Source organism: Micropepsis pineolensis (assembly GCF_055392125.1).
The window spans coordinates 297,487-317,638 of the sequence record NZ_AP042408.1 but is presented as its reverse complement, the minus strand read 5'-3'; the positions used below and the strand labels follow the sequence as shown (position 1 = coordinate 317,638).

The following is a 20,152-nucleotide window of genomic DNA, read 5'->3' as shown; positions in this document are numbered from 1 at the left end:
AACGCGGCGTGTCAGCCGATTTCGTAGACGACGGCGTTCCAGTAACGCACACGGTGCGCGCCATGTTTGTGAAAACCGCGCCGACGCAGTTCACGCCCGATGATGGCGTTAAAATAGCCATGTGCGACCAAGGCGGCAATGCCTTCCTCGCGGGCCCGGCCCATCAGAATGTCGGCGGCGTGTTTGGCGCGCTGCTTGGTGCGGCGGTAATTCTCGATCTCGGGGTGATAACCGGCATGCCACAGGATGCGGGCCATCACCGCCCAGGCCGGAACCCGGATGCGCAAGAGCGGTATGTGCGGGCTGGCCAGCGGCGCCTCAACAAACAGCGGGTCGGCGATCAGCTCGGCTTCAGGGGCCAGGGCGCGTGCGCTGTCCTGCGAGCGCGGCTTGTCGCTGGTGTAAATCGCCGACAGGCTTTTGACCAGATCCTGCACCTCCTCGGGGGGGGCGCAGTCGGGGGCCAGACCGGCCGCCTCATAGGCGTCGATATAGGCCTTAAAGCCGCGGTGGCTGGTGCGCAGGCGGGTCGAGATGTCCGGGCGGCCATGACGCACCAGAATAATACGCATCGGCATGACTGCCGGCGTTTGTTCGCCATCCTGGTGTTTCGGGGCTGGAACTTGCTTGCTGGCTGGCATTTTGCTCCTGCGTCGGCCCCTGAACAAAAGGTGCGGACGGGCAAAGCTGAACGTGTCGGCGTTAATCGAACGGCTCCTTAACCAGGCTTGTTGTCTTCAGCCTTTTTCAGAAACACTCCGGGGCGGATGCTCCCGGAAACTCTAAAAACAGAAATCCTGACACCAGAACCGCTGAAAACATTTCCTGATGAAGCAGTTCTTATACGAAGGCAAGCACTGGATTGTCACAGCTATTCATCAGTATGCGGGCAAATTCATGCTAAATTATTAGCCCGCGGAAAAGATATTTTGCGCCACTGCCTATATTTTAGACGATGTGCTGTTTTTTTGGCGCTGACCTGTTGCTGTGCAACAACAGGCGTATAAAACTGCACACTATCCTGCGTAAAACGTCAAAGTTGTGCCTGTCTTCGCATTGCAGGGAGGCAAGTGGGGCTTTTACTTTCAACCCATAGGCAGCGTGTCTTAAAAATAGACGCTGCTGATGAAAATAAGAGGGCAGAAGGATGAAATCGGTTAGCCTGAAATTAGGTGTTGCGGCCGTGGCGCTGGCAGGGATTGCCGCGAGCAGTGCGGCGTTCGCTGACGAGGATAATTCGCTGGGAACTTTTTCGGCATCCGTCGCCGTCGCTTCCGACTATCGCTTCCGTGGCATCAGCCAGAATAATAAGGAAGCAACTCCCGAATTTGGCCTCAACTGGGCGGGAAACCATGGTTTTTACGGCGGCGCCTGGGCGGCCAAGACCAATTGGGGTGGTAACGATCCTTCCTACGAAACCGATTTTTTCGTCGGTAAGCATACCGATCTTGATGGCACCGATCTGAATATTGAAGCCTATTACTACTCCTACCCCGATGCCAATTATGCCACTACCGCGAGCTTTTACGAGACGATCGTGCAGCTTTCGCACGCTTTCGGCCCGCTGACGCTGACCGCCACCGGCGCCAATTCGCCGGAATGGAGCTTTAAGGGTGGCGTGGGCTGGTATGGCGGGGCTACCGCCGCCTATACGCTGACCGATTGGCTGACCATCAGCGGCAATGTCGGCCATCAATGGGTCGATAAGGCGCCGAACGATTACACCCATGCTGATATCGGTCTGACGGCGGTGTGGAAGAGCTTCTCGCTCGATCTGCGCTATGTCGGCACTGATATTAAGAAGGAAGATTGCACCAGCTTCTGGATGGCGACGAAGAATGCCTGCTCCGGCGGGTTCACCGCGACGGTGACCTATAACATCGCCAAGCTGTTCTGATTCTTCTGCTGCTGCCTGTTTCCAAGCCCGTCGGCGATGCCGGCGGGCTTTTTTGCGTGCGGCTGATTCCCGATATGGAAAAAAGCTCCGAAGCGGATTCGGGTTTGCTGCGGGCGGTGGCTTCGAAGGCCCGTTACGGGCGGCGAACACCGTCAAAATCTCTGGAAACAGGGGAAAATTGGTCGGAGAGAGAGGATTCGAACCTCCGGCCCCCACGTCCCGAACGTGGTGCTCTACCAGGCTGAGCTACTCTCCGACCGGCTGACCGCCCTGTCGGGTGGCCTCGGGAGGCGTCCTTATAACCATGCGATCGCCTGCCCGCAACCGGTCCGTTGGTGTCTTTTTGAAAAAAGCGCATGGCTTTCGTTGAAAGCCGCGGTTTAAGGCTTTATGGTCCGCCGCCCTTGCTGCCAAAAACCGCAAACCGCTATCGGTTTGGTTGTTTTGGCGGTGGGGAGCCTGCAAAAGGCCCCTTGCGCTCACGACGAGTTTGCCGCAAAAGGCCTCCTGCCGAGATTGGGGCGTCGCCAAGTGGTAAGGCACTGGATTTTGATTCCAGCATACGAAGGTTCGAATCCTTCCGCCCCAGCCAATCTTCCTTCTATTTAAACGGTACTCCCCTTACAGCCGCTGCGTTGCGGGCTGATTCGCGCTGGCATTCTCAGCGCCAGGGCATTTTAGCCGTATTATTGCTAAACAGTAATTCAACGTACATGACTGAGAAATCTTTTGGATATATTAAAGCCTGAGAAGCCCTAGGCTCGCATCCGGATTGCTCCGGCAGAGCGTAAAGGAGCGAGTGTGATGATGCGGAAAGTCGATATCAAAAGCTTCATAAAACGAAACAAGGGATTAGTGATCATGGGATCCGTCGTTGCCGTTTGCCTTATGAGTCTCGGCGCCTTTGCGCTGATGCCGAATCATGCCGCCGACTCGGCGAATGCCCCGGTGCAATTGGCCTCCGCCCAGGTGGCCGAGCAAAGTACCCCCCCGCGTATGCTCGATAGCGGCGCGCCGTTCAGCTTTGCCCCCCTGGTCGAGCGGGTCAGCCCCGCCGTGGTCAGCGTGACGGTGGAGCAGAAATCGGCCCCCGAACAGGGCGCTGGTCTGCCGCAGGATATCCCGGAACCTTTCCGCCAGTTCTTCCGCCAGTTTGGTCAGGGGGCGCCCACGCCAGCCCCGGCCCAGCGTAAGGCGATTTCGATGGGCTCGGGCTTTATCATTGATAAAGACGGGCTGATCGTCACCAACAACCATGTCGTCGGCAATGGCGGCAAAATCAAAGTGAAACTGGCTGACGGCCGCACCTTTGATGCCAAGCTCCTGGGGGCCGATGCGGCCACCGATGTGGCGCTGCTCAAAGTGACGCCTGACAAGCCGTTGCCGACCGTTGAATTCGGTAATGACCGTTCCTTACGTGTTGGCGACTGGGTCATCGCGGTGGGCAATCCCTTCGGCCTGTCCAACACCGTCACCGCCGGCATCGTTTCGTCGATCGGTCGCGATATCAACAGCGCCCAGCCTTATACCGATTTCATCCAGATTGACGCCCCGATCAATCAGGGTAATTCGGGTGGCCCGACCTTTGACCTGCGCGGTCAGGTTATCGGCATGAACTCAATGATCTATTCGCCCACCGGCGGCTCGGTCGGTATTGGCTTTGCCATTCCGGCCTCGACGGTGCGCGATACCATCGCGCAGCTTGAAGCCCATGGTAAGGTTTCGCGTGGCTGGCTTGGTGTGCAGATTCAGGCGGTCACGCCGGATATGGCCAACTCGCTCGGCCTCAAAGATGCCAAGGGTGCGATGATCAACAGCGTTGTCGCGGGTGGCCCGGCGGCCAAAGCCGGTCTGCATCAGGGCGATGTCGTGCTGACGATCGATGGCAAGCCGGTTGAAGATGGTCATGATCTGCAGCGCCGCGTTGCCGCCATCCCGGTGGGCAGCTCTGCCGAGGTCGTCATCCTACGTGACGGCAAGCACAAGACGGTCAAAGTGGCGATTGCCCAGCGTAACGATCAGCAGGTGGCTGCCATCACCCAGGGTGAGCCGGGCGATGCGCCGGTAGCCGCTACGGGCAAAGCCCTTGGTATGGGACTGGCCGCACTGAACGACGAAACCCGCCGGACCTATAGCCTGAATGATGGCATCCATGGCGTGATCGTCACCAAGATCGACCCGGACAGCGATGCCGCTGAAAAGGGACTGCAGCCGGGTGATGTGATCGTTTCAGTCGCCAACCACGATGTGCACACCCCGCAGGATGTTGAAAAGCAAATTGCGGCAGCCAAGTCGGCCGGGCGCAAGAATGTCCTGCTGCTGGTTGCCAATCAGTCCGGCAGCTACTTCGTCGCTGTCGCCATCAAGTCGTAACGGTTCGCGCGCGGTCTTTGGGTTTTTAAGGACCGCGCGCTTTTCCTGCTCACCTGCTTTTAAGGAGGGGTCTATGCGCATTCTGGTCGTGGAAGACGATGTCGAAGCGCAGCGTTATCTGGTCAACGGCTTGAAAGAAGCTGGCCATGTTGTCGATGAAGCCGGTGATGGCGAAGTCGGCCTGTCGCTGGCGCTGTCCCGCCCCTATGATGTGGCGGTGATCGATCGCATGTTGCCCAAGATGGACGGTCTGACCATGGTCGCGGAAATGCGCGAACATAGCAGTGCGGTTCCGGTGCTGTTTTTAAGTGCGCTGTCCGAGGTCGATGAACGCGTCAAAGGTCTCAAAGCGGGTGGCGATGATTATCTGGCCAAGCCCTATGCCTTTGTCGAGCTGCTGGCCCGCATTGACGCGCTGGTGCGCCGCCGTGCCCCGGCCTCGGTCAAGACCAAGCTGGCGGTCGGCGATCTCGAGCTTGATCTGCTCACCCGCATCGCCACGCGCGCCGGGCAGGCGATCGATCTGCAGCCGCGCGAGTTTCGCCTGCTGGAATATTTAATGCGCCATGCCAGTCAGGTGGTCACCCGCACCATGCTGCTGGAAAGCGTGTGGGAATATCATTTCGATCCGCAGACCAACGTTATCGATGTGCATATCTCGCGCTTGCGGGCCAAGATCGACAAAGGTTTCGAGACCCAGCTTTTGCACACGGTGCGTGGCGCCGGCTATATGATCCGGGCTTAAAACCATTAGGCGGAATGTCATGGAGCGCAAGAACGGCATCCAGAAGTTTTGGTCGCCGGGTATTTTGCACACCCAGGCATTCCGCATTGTGCTGGCCTATCTTTTGTTCTTCGCGCTGTCGGCGACGGTGCTGGTCGGCTTTACCTACTGGTACACCACGCGGGCTCTGAACGGTCAGACCGATCAGACCATCCGGGCCGAGATCATCGGCCTGTCTGACCAGTATCAGCGTCAGGGCGTGCGTGGGCTTGCCGATGTCATCATCAATCGTTCGATGCATAACGGGCTTGGGCTTTATCTGCTCGCCGATGGCCGGGGCTTGCCGGTTGCCGGCAATCTCGATGAAATGCCGGTCCGCTTGCTCGACCGCGATGGCTTCATCGAATTCGATTACGAACGCCATATTCAGAGCTCGCTGGTACGCCGGCGGGCCCGTGGTCAGGTCTATGCGCTGATCGGCGGCAATTACCGCCTGCTGGTGGCGCGCGATGTCACCGACCAGCGGATAATGCGCAAGCAGTTCAGTATGACGCTGCCCTGGATCATCGGTCTGATCTTGCTGTTTGGCAGCATCGGCGGGGCGCTGGTCAGCCGCAAAATGCTCAAAAGGCTCGATACGATCAATCATACCAGCGGCGAGATTATCGCCGGTGATTTTTCCCGTCGCGTGCCGGTGACGGACGCCGGTGATGAATTTGATGCATTGGCCGAAAACCTCAATCGCATGCTGGACCGGACCGAGCGGCTGATGAAGGGCATGCGCGAGGTGGTCGATTCTGTGGCGCATGATTTGCGCACGCCGCTCACCCGGCTACGCAACCGGCTGGAAGAAGCCCAGAAGCATGTCGATCCCGACAGTGCCTTTGCCGCCGATATTGATGGCGCCATTGGCGAGACCGATCGCCTGATTTCAACCTTCAACGCGCTGCTGCTGATTGCTGAAGCCGATGCCGGGGCGGCGCGCGGCACCATGTGCCCGCTCGATCTGTCCACCGTCGTGCCGGATATGGTCGAGCTGTACGAACCGCTGGCCGAGGAAAAGAATCTGTCCCTGACGGCGCTGCCTTCCGGCGCGGCGGTGATCGAAGCCAACCGCCGCTTAATCAGTCAGGCGCTGGCCAATCTGATCGACAACGCCATCAAATATACCCCGGCAGGCGGGGCCATTGTGGTCAGTCTGGCCGAGACCCCGCAAGGGATCGAGCTGTCCGTGGCGGATAATGGCCCCGGCATTGCCGACGCTGATCGCGAACGGGTGCTGCAACGCTTTGTCCGGCTTGAGAAAAGCCGCAACTCGCCGGGTACTGGGCTGGGGCTCAGTCTGGTCGATGCGGTGGCCCGTCTGCATGAAGCCCGGCTGGCCCTGGCCGATAACAAGCCCGGCCTTAAGGCCACCATCTGTTTTCCGCGGCCCGCCCCGCGCCCCGGCAAGGTGCCGCCGCCCGTTCTGCCCCCCATCGTATAAGGGGTGTTTTACATTAACCGGGCGGGCTTATAGTGGTGGCCATGTCCGGCTTTATTTTTGACCCTAATACCCTGCCCCGCCCGGCCGACGCTGCGCGCGCCGACCATCTGCTTGCTGATCTGGCGGCAGCGGGATTTTCTTTTCAGGAACCGGCGAAAGCCTTGCTGACCGCCGCGTTCGGCAACAGTCCCTATCTTGGCCGTCTGGCCTTACGCCTGCCCGAACGGTTGCCACGGCTGTTTGCCGAAGGGGCCGACGGGCTGCTGGAAGACGCCTGCCACGCGGCACTGGCGGCGGGTGATGTGGTGATCGGTGATCTGGCGACAGATGAAGCCGCCGCCATGACCCAGCTGCGCCGAGCCAAGGCCCAGGCTGCGCTGGTGACCGCACTGGCCGACATTGCCGGGGTCTGGCCGCTGGAGCGGGTGACGGAGGCCCTAACCCATTTTGCGGATGCGGCGCTCAAAGGGGCGCTGCGCTTTGCGCTGGCCTGCGCCAGCCCGGATTTTGCCGCCCTTGACGGGGCCGCGCGCGAGGAGGCTTGCGGTCTGATCCTGCTGGCGATGGGCAAGTATGGTGCTTACGAGCTGAACTATTCCAGTGACATCGACATCATCGCGTTTTTCGACGCTGATCGTTTTCGCTTACGCAAATTCGGCGAGCCGCGTCCGGCTGCGGTTGCCATTGTTAAGCAGGTTGTCAAACTGATCGGGCAGGCCAGCCCGGATGGCTATGTCTTCCGGGTCGATTTGCGCCTGCGCCCGGATGCCGGTTCAACCCAGATTGCCATCTCGCTTGATGCCGCGGCGGAATATTACGAGGAGATGGGCCAGAACTGGGAACGCGCCGCCATGATCAAGGCGCGGGCCGCCGCCGGTGATACCACCACGGCGCAGGATTTTGCCGATATGATCCGGCCCTTTGTCTGGCGCCGCAGTCTGGACTTTGCCGCCATCGAAGATGTCCACGCCATCAAACGCCAGATTCACGCGGTCTATGGTGGCGGCGACATTGCGGTCGCCGGTCACAACGTCAAACTGGGCCGTGGCGGCATACGTGAGATCGAGTTTTTCGTTCAGACCCAGCAGTTGATCCTGGGCGGGCGCGATCCGGATTTACGCCCGTCGGCGACCATGGCGGCACTGGCTGCTCTGACCCGCAAAGGCGCGGTGGCTGCAGAGGCCGAACGCGATCTGTCCGACGCCTATCGTTTTTTACGCACGCTCGAACACCGGCTGCAGATGATCGAGGACGAGCAGACCCATTCCATTGGCAAGACCGATGCCGAGGTGGCGCAGATTGCGGCTTTCATGGGCTTTGCCGATGCGGCCTGCTTTGCCGACGCGCTGCTCGGCCATTTGCGCCGGGTCCAGAGCCGCTATGCCCGGCTGTTCGAGCGCGAGGGGGCCTCGCAAGGGCTGGCCGTCAGCCGCGGCTCGCTGGTCTTTACCGGGGTCGAGGATGATGGCGAAACCCTGCGCACTTTGCGCGCGATGGGCTTTACCGATCCGTCGCATATTTCGGGGGCGATTCGCGCCTGGCATCGTGGCTCGATCCGCGCCACCCACAGCCGTCGGGCGCGCGAGCTTCTGACCAAGCTTATCCCGGCGCTGCTTGAAGCCCTGGGGGCCACCGCGGCGCCCGATACCGCCTTTGCCCAGTTCGACCGCTTTGTCACCAATCTGCCTGCCGGGGTGCAGTTATTCTCGCTGCTGCTGGCCCATGATGAACTGCTCAAACTGATTGCCGATCTGATGGGGTCGGCCCCACGGCTGGCGCAGCATCTGTCGCACGCCCCGGCGACGCTGGATGCGCTGTTCGATGCGGATTTCTTTCGCCCGCTGCCGTTGCGCTCGGCCTTGGAGGTCCGCTTTGGCGAGGCGCTGGCACAGGCTGAAGATTACGAAAAGCTGCTCGACGAGCTGCGCCGTCTGGTCAAGGAAAAGATCTTCCGGGTTGGCGTGCAGGTCATCGAGGGCCTCGCCAAGGCTGAAGAAGCCGGCCCCGCCTTTGCCGCCATCGCCGAAAGTGCGGTGGGCGCGGTGCTGCCCTTTGTCGAGGCCGAGCTGGCCCGGCGCGCCGGTTATGTTCCGGGCGGGGCGTTTGCCGTGATCGCCATGGGCAAGCTGGGCGGGCAGGAAATGACCGCGGGCAGCGACCTCGACATGGTGTTTGTTTATGACGTTCCAGAAGGCGTTGAAGAAAGCAGCGGCGAGAAGCCTTTGCCGGTGATTGTTTATTACGCCCGGCTGGCCCAGCGGCTGATCGCGGCGCTGACCACCATGACTTCGGTCGGCGGCTTGTACGAGGTCGATATGCGCCTGCGCCCCAGCGGCAATAAGGGGCCCGCGGCGGTGAGCCTGACCTCGTTCCGGCATTACCATGCCGAGGAAGCTTGGACCTGGGAACGGCTGGCCATGACGCGGGCGCGGGTGATCGCCGGGCCGCCGGGCCTGCGTGCCGATCTGCAAGCCACCATCGCCAAAACGCTGTGCCGCCCGCAGGACTGGACGCAACTGGCGGCCGAGACGGTGGCTATGCGCGCCAAGGTGACCGAGGTTTTCCCCGGGACCAATCCGTGGGATCTCAAATATGCCCCCGGCGGGTTGATGGACCTCGAATTCCTCGCCCAGGCGCTGCAGTTGAAGCTGGCACCGGAGCATCCCGGCATTTTGTCCACCAACACTGTGGCCGCTTTACGCAATCTGGCCGAGGTCGGCGCCCTGCCCCCCGCCGAAGCCGAACTGCTGATCGAGGCCGCCGCCCTGCAGGGCGCCCTGATGCAAACCCTGCGCATCGCGCTCGATGGTACGCTCAATTCGGCCAACGCCTCGCCGGGGCTGAAAGCGATTCTGGCACAGGCGGGTGGGGCGGCAGATTTTCCTACACTGCAGGGGCGGCTTTCGCGCTTGCAGGCGGAAACGCGCGCTATTTTTACGAGAATTCTGGGGCAGGTTAGAGCACCCCGTAAAGAAATTTAGCGAAATCTGCTCAAAGCTCTTGCATCCGCCCGATGCTTCGGCCATATACCGCGCCCACTGGAGTGCGGGCGTAGCTCAGGGGTAGAGCATAACCTTGCCAAGGTTAGGGTCGCGCGTTCGATTCGCGTCGCCCGCTCCAATTTCTCTCTTAAAATCACGGTATTACGGGAAAAGCGCCACGCGCGCTTTACCCCCCGTTTATCGTTGCGCAACATTTCCCCCTGTCCTGGGCCTGCCTGTGACGCAGGCGGCCGATTGCGTGGGAATCAGCGCTATTTCTTCGCCATTTTTTAATGCGACCTTTGATTGAATAGGTTTTTATTAAAAGGCGAGGCGCGTGTCATATCCATGGTTGGTCTGGCTGGGTAGATGCCACCGTCTGGCGCTGAAGAAGCTTGCCCTGCTGCAAGCCTGCAGCCAGTGGGAAGGTTCCAAAGCGTCTGGCGGACTTTGTCGTGCTTCCAAGCGGGCATGGATCAATGCGCATCATCAGTGAAAACGGCATCCACAAGATCAAATGGATTTACGCACTGGCGCTGACGCTGGTTGCCTTGATGCTGATCCTGTCGTCGCTGCTAATGCAAAATGCCATCCGTCAGGACCGGGGTGACGCGCGCATCATCAATATGTCCGGCCGCCAGCGCATGCTGAGCCAGCGCCTGACCAAAGACGTTCTGGCCTTGAGCACTGCACATGGAGCCAGAGATACCAGCCGGTATATTGAGGAGATGCGGCGGGCCCGTGCCGACTGGATCGCTGCCAGTGTCGGCCTGCAACATGGTGATGCGCGGCTGGGGCTGCCCGACAAGGAAAATACCCCCAAGATCAAAGCGCTGTTTGCCGAGGTTGCGCCCTATCAGAACCATATGGCGGATGCCGTTGCCGTCTTACTAAAGGCGGCAGACAGCCACCTGCTGACGCCGCAGCTGATTCAGGATATGTCGGCCATCATGCTGGCGAACGAGCGGCAATTTCTGTCGCTGATGGACCGGATCACCTTTCAGTTCGATAATGATGCTTCCGAGCGGGTGGTTTTTCTCCAGCGCATTGAACTGGTGGTGCTGCTGTTCGGGCTGGTGGTGCTTTTTCTTGAATATCGGCTGGTTTTTCGGCCGTCGATTGGCCAGCTCACCAGTGTGCTGGATTCGCTGCGCCGCAAAAGCTGTGCGCTGCAGGATGCCAACCGCAAGCTCTGCGATACGTTGCAGGAGGCAAACCGTCTGGCGGAACTGGCTAAAGCCGCCGAAGTTGCCAAAAGTAATTTCCTGGCCCGGATGAGCCACGAAATCCGCACCCCCCTCAATGCCGTCATCGGAATGTGTTATCTGGCGCTGAAAACCGAGCTGACCGCCCGGCAGGAGGATTATCTCAACAAGATCCGGATTTCATCCGACATCCTGCTGCGGGTCATCAACGATATTCTGGATTATTCCAAAATCGAAGCCGGGATGCTGACGGCGGAAAGCATCCCCTTTGATCTTGATACCGTGCTGGCCAATGTGGTGAGCGTCACCAGTCTGGGGGCGGCCGAGAAGCAACTCGAGTTTCTGCTTTCGGTTGGCAGTGATGTGCCGACCCATCTGGTTGGGGATCCGTTGCGGCTGGGGCAGGTTTTATTCAACCTGGTCGGCAATGCCGTCAAATTCACCGAAAGCGGCGAAGTCATTCTGGATGTCCGTCAGGAACCCTCGCCGGCAAAGTTCGCCCGGCTGCGTTTTGCGGTGCGTGACACAGGGATCGGCATGACGCCGGAACAAAAAGAAAATCTGTTTATTCCCTTCTCGCAAGCCGATGAAACAATCTCGCGGCGCTATGGTGGTACCGGGCTTGGTCTCAGCATCTGCTACCGGCTGATCGAGCTGATGGGGGGCCATCTTGATGTGTCGAGCAAACCGGGCCGTGGCAGCGAATTCTTTTTCACCCTCGATCTGCCCCTGTCGGAAGATGTGCCGCACGTAACCAAGCCGGAAATTGTCGGCCTTGGCGGCATGCGGGTTCTGGTGGTGGATGATAACCCGACCTCGCGGCAGATCATCTGCGATATGCTGCTCGGGATGCGCTTTACCGTCACCGCGGCCAATAGCGGTCAGGAAGCCCTCGATATCATTACCGGGGAAAATGCCGATTTCGGGGTCGTGCTGCTCGACTGGAAAATGCCGGGTATGGATGGCATCGACTGCGCCCGCCATATCCGGTCGCTGAACCTGCCCCGCACGCCAGCGATTATCATGATTACAGCCTATGGCCGGGAAGATGTTCGTCAGCATGCAGAAAATGTCTGCGTCGATGGTTTCCTGCTCAAGCCGGTCAACCGCTCGGTACTGTTTGACACCATCGCCGCCGCGCTTGGTATGGTGCATGCGCAGAAGACCAATGCCCGCCAGCAGGCGCTGGCCAGTGGGGTGTTGCCCGAAGCCCTGCGTGGTGCCGCAACGCTGCTGGTGGAAGACAATGAAATAAACCAGCAGGTCGCCCGCGAGCTGCTTGAAGATGTCGGGCTGGTTGTAGATGTGGCAGGCGATGGTGCCGAAGCCATCCGGCGCATTGCAGAAAAGCCTTATGCCGCAGTCTTTATGGATGTTCAGATGCCGGTTATGGACGGGTTGGAAGCTACGCGCCGGATCCGGGCCAACCCCCAATATGCCAGCTTGCCGATTATCGCGATGACAGCCAACGCCCTTGAGGCGGACCGCCAGGTCTGTCTCAACGCAGGCATGAACGATCATGTCGGCAAACCGATTGCGCTGACCGAACTGATTGCGGCCCTGACCAAATGGATTGTGCCCGAGACCCGGATGAGCGCGGCCCCGCCTGTGCGCCATCCCCCATCAGCCTCTTTAGAATCGGGTGTTGCACCATCCCCGCTGCTGGATACGCGGCTGGGCCTGTCGCGGGTGCGTGGTAACCGGGCGCTGTACCGCCGCTTGCTGGGTGATTTTGCCCAGAAGTTCCGCAATGTCGGCGATGAAATCCGTAAAGGCATGGCATGCGGAGATGCGGTTGTTGTCCGCCGTCTTGCCCACACTCTGATGGGGGCCGCAGGCAATATTGGTGCCATGGTCCTTTATGGTCATGCACAGGAGCTGGAGAGCCAGTTGCGCCAGCCCAAGGGCGAAACGTATCTCGCACTCATCGATCAGTGTCAGAGTTCGGTAACGGCGCTGATTGCGCACATATCGGATATTCTGTCGTCTTCTCCGCAGGAAAACCCGCCACAGGATACGGTGGCGGGTGAGGCTCATCCGGTTGATATACATGAACTGCGGGCGTTCCTTGACCTTGTGGCGCAAAACGATACTCAGGCTTTGACAGCCTTTGAACATATTGAAGTGGCTTTGGGACGCATAAACCCTGATGCGGTGTCAGCACTGGAGGCTGCCATCCGTCAGTTCAATTTCGTTAGAGCAAAAGAGATCGGTGAAGCATTGTACGCGTCTCTGCACACTCAGGAGGGTGGCGATGGACGTTAAAAAGCGAATTCTGGTGGTTGATGATACGCCGGATAATATTTTTATCTTAAGCGAGATTCTGCGTACCGAATATACCGTGCTATCCGCCACGTCTGGGGCAGATGCTTTACGGGTTGCGGATGCTTTACCCCATCCGGACTGCATTTTACTCGATGTGCTGATGCCGGAAATGGATGGTTACGAGGTTTGTCGGTTGCTCAAGGCGCGTGAGGAGACCCGCCGTATTCCGGTTCTGTTTGTTACCACGTTAGATGATGCGCAGGATGAAGCCTATGGGCTGGAATTGGGTGCAGTTGATTACATCACCAAACCGGTTCGGCCACCGGTGGTTCTGGCGCGGGTGCGTAATCATCTGCGGCTTAAAGAATATCAGGATCATCTCGAACGGCTGGTACTCAGGCGGACATGGGAAATTGTGCGCACTCAGGATGTGGCGCTGCTGAGTTTAGCCGCCTTGGCAGAATCGCGTGACAATGAATTGTCGGGGCATTTCAACCGCACGCAACGTGTGGCGCGTCTGCTTGGCAAGGAATTATCGCTGCTGCCGCAATATGCAGATTTCTTCCACAATACGACGCTTGATACCCTCTACAAATCTATTCCGCTGCACGACGTGGGCAAGGTCTCTATTCCAGATCATATTTTACTCAAACCTGGCAAGCTTACCCCGGAAGAGTTTGAGGTTATGAAGCTGCATACGGTGCGTGGGCGCGATATCCTGACCCGCGCTGAGCGCCATCTGGGTCACAATACGTTTTTGCAGGTGGCTCGCGATATCGCCTATTCGCATCACGAGCGCTGGGATGGTGGTGGTTACCCACTGGGGGTGTCAGGGGATCATATCCCGCTGGCCGGGCGGATTATGGCTGTGGTTGACGTCTATGATGCGCTTATCAGTAAGCGTGTTTATAAAATGCCGATGACGCATCGCGAGGCGATAAAGAATATTATGCAGGGGCGCGCAACGCATTTCGATCCAACGATTGTCGATATTTTCCTGCGCCATGAAGATTTGATTCGGGAAATTTCTCTGGCCTATGCCGATTGCGATCTGGAACGTCAGGCGCTGGCGCCGGAAGCGGCGATGCATATCCATTAAAGCACCGCCGTCGGGGGCGGTAGCTAAACTACCGCCCCTGTCGCGGGCTTAAGGCATGGATGGTGTGCCTGTAGAGCACCGGGGGGCATCCATGTGGGGGTGGCCTCAGCCTGCGTCCATTCATAAGAGCGTAATCGTGTTCTGACTATGGCCGTTGTTTGCTTGTCGTCATGACGAAAGTTCATCAATTCCGTTTCGTCATGCGCATTATCCGCGATAGCGCAACGCATCGACCAGAAGAGCAAAGGCTGGCGAGGGCTGGCGGCGGCTGGGATAATAGAGATAGAATCCGGGGAAGGGTGGGCACCAGTCCCCCAGTACGCGGGTAAGCGCACCGCTCGTAATATGCTCCAATATCAGCTCTTCCGGGACATGCGCGATACCAAGGCCTGCCAGAACGGCGTGAGAGACCTGCGCAACGCCGTTGAAGACCAGCTGGCCATCAACGCGGACATTGATTTCGCGGCCATCTTTTTCAAATTCCCAGGCATATAGCCCGCCATAGGTGGGCAGACGCAGATTTATGCAGTTATGCTCGGTCAGATCATGCGGGGTAACGGGTTTTTTGTGGTTCGCAAAATAACTGGGTGATGCAACGGTGGCCATGCGGGAATCTGCCCCGATGCGTACCGCGACCATATCTTTTTCGACCTGTTCACCATAGCGCACCCCGGCGTCATAGCGCTGCTCGACAATGTTGGTCAGTCCGTAATCGATGATGATCTCAACTTTGATGTCGGGATAGTTCGGCAGAAATTTGGCCAGCTTAGGCAACAGAATTCTGTTGGCGGCATGGTCTGACGAGGTGATGCGGATTGTTCCGGCGGGTTTCTCGCGCTGCGCACCCAAATCGGCAATCGCGGCTTCGATTTCTTCGATCCGTGGCCCAATGCGGTTCATCAGGCGTTCGCCCGCGTCGGTGGGTGAAACGCTGCGCGTGGTACGGGTCAGCAGTCTGACGCCCAGCCGGGCTTCAAGACCACGGATGGTGTGGCTTAAGGCAGATTGCGATACGCCCAGTTTTGCCGCCGCGCGGGTGAAGTTTCGCTCGTTGGCAACCGCCAGAAAGGCGAGCAAATCGTTGATGTTTTCGCGGGCCATTGATGAATCCAATTCATAAGCTCATGCGGATTGTGATGTCTAATCACCGACCGCGGTCTTTGTTAGTATCTTTGTCGCAACAAAAATTGTAAGAAGAGTAAATATAATTAAAGTATGTAATAGGTATATAATGCGGTTACCTAGCCGTTTTTCAAGTAAAAAATCAATGATGTGTAAAAAATATAGTAATATTCAAACCTTTTAAGGTCAGTTAGCCCATTATGGGTCAGATGTATAGTTCCTGTTCTGCAGGAATACCCCCGCTATGGAGTAAACAGAATGACGACTAACGTTTTAAGCTATGCAGCGCATTCGCCCAAGGATGATCTGGTCCCTTATCGCTTCGACCGGCGTGATCCACGCCCGGACGATGTGGTGATCGATATTCTGTATTGCGGCGTTTGCCATTCCGATCTGCACACCGTGCGTAACGATTGGGGTGGCACGAATTATCCGATCGTTCCGGGCCATGAAATCATTGGCCGCGTGACCGAAGTGGGGGGCGCGGTTACCAAGTTCAAGCCGGGCGACCATGTCGGCGTCGGCTGTCTGGTGGATTCCTGCCAGGAATGTGATGCCTGCAAGCAGGGGCACGAACAGTATTGCGGCTCCTTTGTCGGGACTTATGGCGGCATCGACCGTCACGATCACAAACCGACGATGGGCGGCTATTCCGAGAAGATTGTTGTTTCGGATAAATTCGTGCTGCGCATTCCGGACGGACTCGATCTTAAGAGTGCCGCACCGCTGCTCTGCGCCGGTATCACGACCTGGTCGCCGCTGCGTCACTGGAATGTACAGAAGGGCAGCAAGGTTGCGGTCGTAGGCCTTGGTGGGCTTGGCCATATGGCGATCAAACTGGCCAAAGGTTTAGGGGCCGAAGTCTCGCTGTTCACCCGTTCGCCAGGCAAGGAAGATGATGCCCGCCGCCTTGGCGCCGATGCCGTGGTGCTGTCGACTAATGCCGATCAGATGAAGGCCGTGGCCGGTACGTTTGACTTGATCATCGACACGGTACCCTATGTCCACGATCTGAACCCCTATCTGCCGACGTTGGCGGTGAATGGCACCCATGTTCTGGTTGGCTATCTCGGCCCGCTTGAGCCGGCGCTCAATACCGTCATCATGGTGATGCAGCGTAAAGCCGTGGCTGGTTCGCTGATCGGTGGTATTGCTGAAACCCAGGAGATGCTCGATTTCTGTGGTGCGCACGGCATCACCTCCGATATCGAGATGATCAAGATTCAGGATATCAACGCGGCTTACCAACGGATGCTGAAAAGCGATGTGAAATATCGTTTTGTCATCGATATGGCGTCCTTAAAAGTCTGAAAATTATACCCGCCGCTTACGTAGCGTAAGCGGCGGGTCATATCTGCCCGCTTTAATGAGTATCTTTCATAAGTGCATGCGGATTTCTTCGTCTAATTGCTGCGGGCAATCTGTCTTACATTTCACATCAAAAGCAACGAACACATCCTCACGCGCCACGTGACGAAAAAGGTATGACCATATGCAAATCATTAAAAGCGGTACTCAGGCAGCGATCAAAGGACCGGCAGACTGGTTCACCGGTCAGGTTCGCATCGACTTTTTGTTCGCACCCGATGCCCCGGCCAAAGTGTCGTCGGGGCTGGTCAATTTTGAACCGGGTGCCCGCACCAACTGGCATACCCATCCGTGGGGCCAGATGCTGGTGGTGACGGCGGGCTGTGGCCGGGTTCAGCGTGAAGGTGGTCCGATTGAAGAAATTCGTGCCGGTGACATTGTCTGGTTTGCCCCGGGTGAAAAGCATTGGCATGGCGCCGGCCCAGAAACCGCTATGTCGCATATCGCCATTCAGGAAGCCGTCGACGGCAAAAGCGTCGATTGGCTGGAACCGGTTAGCGATCCGCAATATCTGGGTTAATCTGTATACTGTTTAATGGAGATGGCGATGCAAAAACGCATTCTGGGTAAAAGCGGTCTAGAAGTTTCGGCTATTGGTCTTGGCTGCATGGGACTTAGTTTCGGCTATGGAAATGTCGTTAATAAGAATGACGGCATCCGCCTGATCCGCGCGGCGGTCGATCAGGGTGTTACCTTCTTCGATACGGCTGAATGTTATGGTCCTTTCACCAACGAAGAACTGGTCGGTGAAGCGCTGGAACCTGTCCGTGATCAGGTAGTGATTGCTACAAAATTCGGTTTTGAAGAAGGCGATTCCCATAAGGGCCTGAACAGCCAGCCCGCTCGCATTCGCAAAGTTGTTGAAAATTCGCTGAAGCGCCTGCGCACCGACCATATCGATTTGTTTTATCAGCATCGGGTTGATCCCAATGTGCCAATGGAAGATGTCGCTGGTACGGTAAAAGAGTTGATTGCCGAAGGTAAGGTCCGGCATTTCGGTTTATCAGAAGCGGGTGTGCAGAGCATCCGCCGTGCCCATGCGGTTCAGCCAGTGACCGCGCTGCAGAGCGAGTATTCGATGTGGTGGCGCGAACCAGAAGCCGAGATACTTCCGACACTGGAAGAACTCGGCATTGGCTTTGTTCCATTCGCCCCGCTTGGCAAAGGGTTCCTGACCGGTGCCATTAAGGCCGATACCAAATTTAACAGTGATGATTTCCGCAATATTGTCCCGCGTTTTTCGGAAGAAGCCCGTAAAGCCAATCAGGGCATGGTTGATCTGGTCGGCACCATTGCAGCCCGGATTCATGCGACCCCGGCGCAGGTCGCCCTGGCCTGGCTGTTGGCACAGAAGCCGTGGATTGCACCGATTCCGGGCACCACCAAGCTTCATCGCCTGACCGAGAATATTGGCGGTGCAGCTGTTACGCTGACTGAAAGCGATATGGCCGAAATCCACAGTGCACTGGCAAAGATTGAAGTTGTTGGTGCACGTTACCCGGAAGCGCTGCAAAAGCGCGTTGGAAAATAAGCGTTAGCATGGTGCTGCATCAGGCTGGATGAATGTTTTATCGAGCCTGATGCTGGTGCCATGCCTGTTTCTAAGAAGAAAATGACCATGACCAAGATACTCATCCTCGGTGCTAACGGACAATTAGCGCGCAATACAACAAAACGCTTATTAGAAAATACCAATGCTGTGCTGACGCTCTATTTGCGACGTGCCCATCGGATTAAAAATCCCAATAAAGATCGTGTTACTATTGTCGAGGGGGATGTGCTTGATCGTGGGATCCTCGAAAAGGCGATGCGCGGTCAGGATGTGGTTTATGCCAATCTGGCAGGTGACATGGCAAATCAGGCACGTAGCATCATAGAGGCGATGAAAGCCACCGGATTGAAGCGGCTGATCTTTATCAGCTCGATGGGCATTTATAGCGAGGTTCCCGGCGAACGGTATCGCAGTGTTCTTGACCCATACCGCGATTCTGCGGCGTTGGTTGAGCAGTCTGGTCTGGATTACACCGTACTGCGCCCTGGCTGGTTTACCCGTGATAGCGGTGGCAGCTATCAAATTACGCAAAAAGGTGAACCCTTCAAAGGGCACGACATCTCGCTTGATTGCCTGTCGGATCTGATCATCACGCTGGCCACAACACCTGAGCTTTACCTGCGCTGTAGTCTGGGTGTCAGTCAGGCGTGAAACCTGAACACAATAACGCCATTACGTAACAAATGATCGCGCACAAGGAGCTTACTCATGGCCATCAGTGAAACCGCACGAAAGAATCACGAAGCGTTGTTCCCGGATCTGACATCAAGCCATGCTGTCACGGACCCTGAATTCATCGAGCTGTTTGATAATTTTGCCTTCGATGTTGTGCTCGGGCATGGCAATCTTGACGCCAAAACACGCCAGATGGTGATTCTGGCGTCGCTGATCGCGCAGCAAACCTTAAGCGAATTTAAGGTTATGGTTGGCGCGGCCCTTAATGTCGGCGTTACTCCGGTTGAAGTAAAAGAAGTTGTCTATCAGTCGGTTCCCTATGTCGGTATTGCCAAGGCGATCGACTTCCTCGATGCGACCAATGATATTTTTATCAGCCGCGGCATTAAGCTTCCACTTGAGGGGCAGTCCACAACCACGTCGCAAAACCGGTTCGAAAAGGGGCTTGCGTTACAGAAGGAAATTTTCGGGGCCGCTATCGATCAGATGTACGCGGCATCGCCAAAGAACCAGATCCACATTCAGCACTATCTGTCGGCTAATTGCTTCGGTGATTACTATACCCGTAAGGGGCTGGATATTAAAACGCGCGAGCTTTTGACCTTTGCGATCATCCTGTCACTTGGCGGGTGTGAGCCGCAACTCAAAGGGCACATTCAGGGTAACGTCAACATCGGCAATGGCAAGGAAATCTTGCTTAATGTTGTGACCCAGCTCGTGCCGTACATTGGTTATCCGCGCTCCCTAAATGCTATCGCCTGTCTCAACGCGGTCATCCCGGAATAGACGTGATTGAGGAATTCCTGGTGGGGAAGATTTCAACAACGTAGCAATCTCCACCGCTAATGGCATAAAAATCCTGCTGGCCGGGGCGATCAATCTGCAACGCATCATAGCGCAAAAGATCAAACCGGCCACATTTTCCCGAAATGGTGAGCGGTTCTATCGCAATCACCAAAGCGATTTCTGTGGTGGCTGCAAAGGATGTGGCTTGTCCGGCGCGCCCCTGTGACAGTCGTGCGGTGCACTGCCCGCGCGTCATGACGTTCAGATCCCGCACAGGTCCCGCCACCACTCTGGCGCTGACCGGATCATCGCCGCGGAAGACTACAATTGGTCCGTTCGGACTAAGTTGGCGCTGTTGCCGGTCGGCAAATGTCAGCTGCATTACACCTTCAAAAATGGCCATATGCCGGATAACCCCGGGAAATGGGGAAAATGCACTGTCGCTGGCAACATGCGCCATGCTCACCCGCCAGAAAAAATCCTCCAGCGTGCTGTTTGGCGGAAAAATGACGAACTCCTCGGTCAGACCAAGGCCATTCTTCCACGGCATCTGTTTGCGGTCGATGGCGGTAATAATGCGCTGCATTGCCGATAGCTCTTCTTTCAAAGGAGAAGTTTA

15 protein-coding genes and 3 tRNA genes are annotated in these 20,152 nt (G+C 57.3%); 14 read left to right on the top strand and 4 right to left on the bottom strand.

What is annotated here, in order from left to right:
* Positions 1-11 precede the first annotated feature (11 nt).
* Positions 12-572 (bottom strand): histidine phosphatase family protein, encoded by a 561-nt coding sequence (locus tag ACZ5RI_RS01395; RefSeq protein WP_464514327.1) that lies wholly within the window; start codon positions 570-572, stop codon positions 12-14.
* A 575-nt stretch (positions 573-1,147) separates the two neighbouring features.
* Here ACZ5RI_RS01395 and ACZ5RI_RS01390 point away from each other — a divergent pair.
* Positions 1,148-1,897: a TorF family putative porin gene (locus ACZ5RI_RS01390; RefSeq protein ID WP_464514326.1), complete on the top strand. Its 750-nt coding sequence runs from the start codon at positions 1,148-1,150 to the stop codon at positions 1,895-1,897.
* A gap of 179 nt (positions 1,898-2,076) precedes the next feature.
* Here ACZ5RI_RS01390 and ACZ5RI_RS01385 read toward each other — a convergent pair.
* Positions 2,077-2,153, bottom strand: a tRNA-Pro gene (locus ACZ5RI_RS01385).
* A 261-nt stretch (positions 2,154-2,414) separates the two neighbouring features.
* Here ACZ5RI_RS01385 and ACZ5RI_RS01380 point away from each other — a divergent pair.
* The 8 genes from ACZ5RI_RS01380 (at position 2,415) to ACZ5RI_RS01345 (ending at position 14,030) form a co-directional block, all read left to right on the top strand.
* Positions 2,415-2,489 (top strand) — tRNA-Gln (locus ACZ5RI_RS01380).
* Between the two features lie 296 nt (positions 2,490-2,785).
* Positions 2,786-4,270: a DegQ family serine endoprotease gene (locus ACZ5RI_RS01375; protein WP_464514325.1), complete on the top strand. Its 1,485-nt coding sequence runs from the start codon at positions 2,786-2,788 to the stop codon at positions 4,268-4,270.
* 73 nt (positions 4,271-4,343) lie between these two features.
* A complete protein-coding gene (locus ACZ5RI_RS01370; RefSeq protein WP_464514324.1) occupies positions 4,344-5,015 on the top strand; it encodes a response regulator transcription factor in 672 nt (223 codons plus the stop codon).
* Positions 5,016-5,034: 19 nt separating this feature from the next.
* Positions 5,035-6,480 carry a HAMP domain-containing sensor histidine kinase gene (locus ACZ5RI_RS01365; protein ID WP_464514323.1) on the top strand — a complete coding sequence of 482 codons (1,446 nt, stop codon included), beginning with the start codon at positions 5,035-5,037 and terminating at the stop codon, positions 6,478-6,480.
* 41 nt (positions 6,481-6,521) lie between these two features.
* The gene (locus ACZ5RI_RS01360; RefSeq protein ID WP_464514322.1) at positions 6,522-9,461 is read left to right on the top strand and encodes a bifunctional [glutamine synthetase] adenylyltransferase/[glutamine synthetase]-adenylyl-L-tyrosine phosphorylase; all 2,940 of its coding nucleotides are present in this window, start codon (positions 6,522-6,524) and stop codon (positions 9,459-9,461) included.
* A gap of 64 nt (positions 9,462-9,525) precedes the next feature.
* Positions 9,526-9,600: transfer RNA gene (locus ACZ5RI_RS01355), tRNA-Gly, on the top strand.
* Positions 9,601-9,940: 340 nt separating this feature from the next.
* On the top strand, positions 9,941-12,931 hold the full coding sequence (locus tag ACZ5RI_RS01350; RefSeq protein WP_464514321.1) for a response regulator: 2,991 nt from the start codon (positions 9,941-9,943) through the stop codon (positions 12,929-12,931).
* Positions 12,921-14,030 carry a response regulator gene (locus ACZ5RI_RS01345; RefSeq protein ID WP_464514320.1) on the top strand — a complete coding sequence of 370 codons (1,110 nt, stop codon included), beginning with the start codon at positions 12,921-12,923 and terminating at the stop codon, positions 14,028-14,030. Before ACZ5RI_RS01350 ends, ACZ5RI_RS01345 begins: the two co-directional genes overlap by 11 nt.
* A 207-nt stretch (positions 14,031-14,237) precedes the next feature.
* Here ACZ5RI_RS01345 and ACZ5RI_RS01340 read toward each other — a convergent pair whose 3' ends face one another.
* A complete protein-coding gene (locus tag ACZ5RI_RS01340; protein ID WP_464514319.1) occupies positions 14,238-15,131 on the bottom strand; it encodes a LysR family transcriptional regulator in 894 nt (297 codons plus the stop codon).
* A 279-nt stretch (positions 15,132-15,410) separates the two neighbouring features.
* Here ACZ5RI_RS01340 and ACZ5RI_RS01335 point away from each other — a divergent pair, with 279 nt between their 5' ends.
* From ACZ5RI_RS01335 to ACZ5RI_RS01315, 5 genes are all read left to right on the top strand, one after another.
* Positions 15,411-16,463 (top strand): NAD(P)-dependent alcohol dehydrogenase, encoded by a 1,053-nt coding sequence (locus ACZ5RI_RS01335; protein ID WP_464514318.1) that lies wholly within the window; start codon positions 15,411-15,413, stop codon positions 16,461-16,463.
* 181 nt (positions 16,464-16,644) lie between these two features.
* A complete protein-coding gene (locus ACZ5RI_RS01330) occupies positions 16,645-17,040 on the top strand; it encodes a (R)-mandelonitrile lyase (RefSeq protein ID WP_464514317.1) in 396 nt (131 codons plus the stop codon).
* Between the two features lie 27 nt (positions 17,041-17,067).
* Positions 17,068-18,051: an aldo/keto reductase gene (locus ACZ5RI_RS01325; protein ID WP_464514316.1), complete on the top strand. Its 984-nt coding sequence runs from the start codon at positions 17,068-17,070 to the stop codon at positions 18,049-18,051.
* 60 nt (positions 18,052-18,111) lie between these two features.
* Positions 18,112-18,723 carry an NAD(P)H-binding protein gene (locus ACZ5RI_RS01320; RefSeq protein WP_464514315.1) on the top strand — a complete coding sequence of 204 codons (612 nt, stop codon included), beginning with the start codon at positions 18,112-18,114 and terminating at the stop codon, positions 18,721-18,723.
* Positions 18,724-18,780: 57 nt separating this feature from the next.
* Positions 18,781-19,533 carry a carboxymuconolactone decarboxylase family protein gene (locus tag ACZ5RI_RS01315; RefSeq protein ID WP_464514314.1) on the top strand — a complete coding sequence of 251 codons (753 nt, stop codon included), beginning with the start codon at positions 18,781-18,783 and terminating at the stop codon, positions 19,531-19,533.
* Here the strand turns inward: ACZ5RI_RS01315 and ACZ5RI_RS01310 are convergent.
* Entirely contained in the window at positions 19,520-20,119 is a 600-nt protein-coding gene (locus ACZ5RI_RS01310; RefSeq protein WP_464514313.1) for a HutD/Ves family protein, read from the bottom strand. The two genes, ACZ5RI_RS01315 and ACZ5RI_RS01310, sit on opposite strands and share 14 nt — an antisense overlap.
* Between the last annotated feature and the right edge of the window lie 33 nt (positions 20,120-20,152).

Bases quoted from the DNA above. Each gene is read 5' to 3' on its own strand.
- ACZ5RI_RS01345 (WP_464514320.1), top strand. From the start codon at position 12,921: ATGGACGTTAAAAAGCGAATTCTGGTGGTTGATGATACGCCGGATAAT.
- ACZ5RI_RS01395 (WP_464514327.1), bottom strand. From the start codon at position 572: ATGCGTATTATTCTGGTGCGTCATGGCCGCCCGGACATCTCGACCCGC.
- ACZ5RI_RS01370 (WP_464514324.1), top strand. From the start codon at position 4,344: ATGCGCATTCTGGTCGTGGAAGACGATGTCGAAGCGCAGCGTTATCTG.
- ACZ5RI_RS01330 (WP_464514317.1), top strand. From the start codon at position 16,645: ATGCAAATCATTAAAAGCGGTACTCAGGCAGCGATCAAAGGACCGGCA.
- ACZ5RI_RS01390 (WP_464514326.1), top strand. From the start codon at position 1,148: ATGAAATCGGTTAGCCTGAAATTAGGTGTTGCGGCCGTGGCGCTGGCA.
- ACZ5RI_RS01375 (WP_464514325.1), top strand. From the start codon at position 2,786: ATGAGTCTCGGCGCCTTTGCGCTGATGCCGAATCATGCCGCCGACTCG.
- ACZ5RI_RS01365 (WP_464514323.1), top strand. From the start codon at position 5,035: ATGGAGCGCAAGAACGGCATCCAGAAGTTTTGGTCGCCGGGTATTTTG.
- ACZ5RI_RS01340 (WP_464514319.1), bottom strand. From the start codon at position 15,131: ATGGCCCGCGAAAACATCAACGATTTGCTCGCCTTTCTGGCGGTTGCC.
- ACZ5RI_RS01320 (WP_464514315.1), top strand. From the start codon at position 18,112: ATGCCTGTTTCTAAGAAGAAAATGACCATGACCAAGATACTCATCCTC.
- ACZ5RI_RS01325 (WP_464514316.1), top strand. From the start codon at position 17,068: ATGCAAAAACGCATTCTGGGTAAAAGCGGTCTAGAAGTTTCGGCTATT.
- ACZ5RI_RS01310 (WP_464514313.1), bottom strand. From the start codon at position 20,119: ATGCAGCGCATTATTACCGCCATCGACCGCAAACAGATGCCGTGGAAG.
- ACZ5RI_RS01335 (WP_464514318.1), top strand. From the start codon at position 15,411: ATGACGACTAACGTTTTAAGCTATGCAGCGCATTCGCCCAAGGATGAT.
- ACZ5RI_RS01360 (WP_464514322.1), top strand. From the start codon at position 6,522: ATGTCCGGCTTTATTTTTGACCCTAATACCCTGCCCCGCCCGGCCGAC.
- ACZ5RI_RS01350 (WP_464514321.1), top strand. From the start codon at position 9,941: ATGCGCATCATCAGTGAAAACGGCATCCACAAGATCAAATGGATTTAC.
- ACZ5RI_RS01315 (WP_464514314.1), top strand. From the start codon at position 18,781: ATGGCCATCAGTGAAACCGCACGAAAGAATCACGAAGCGTTGTTCCCG.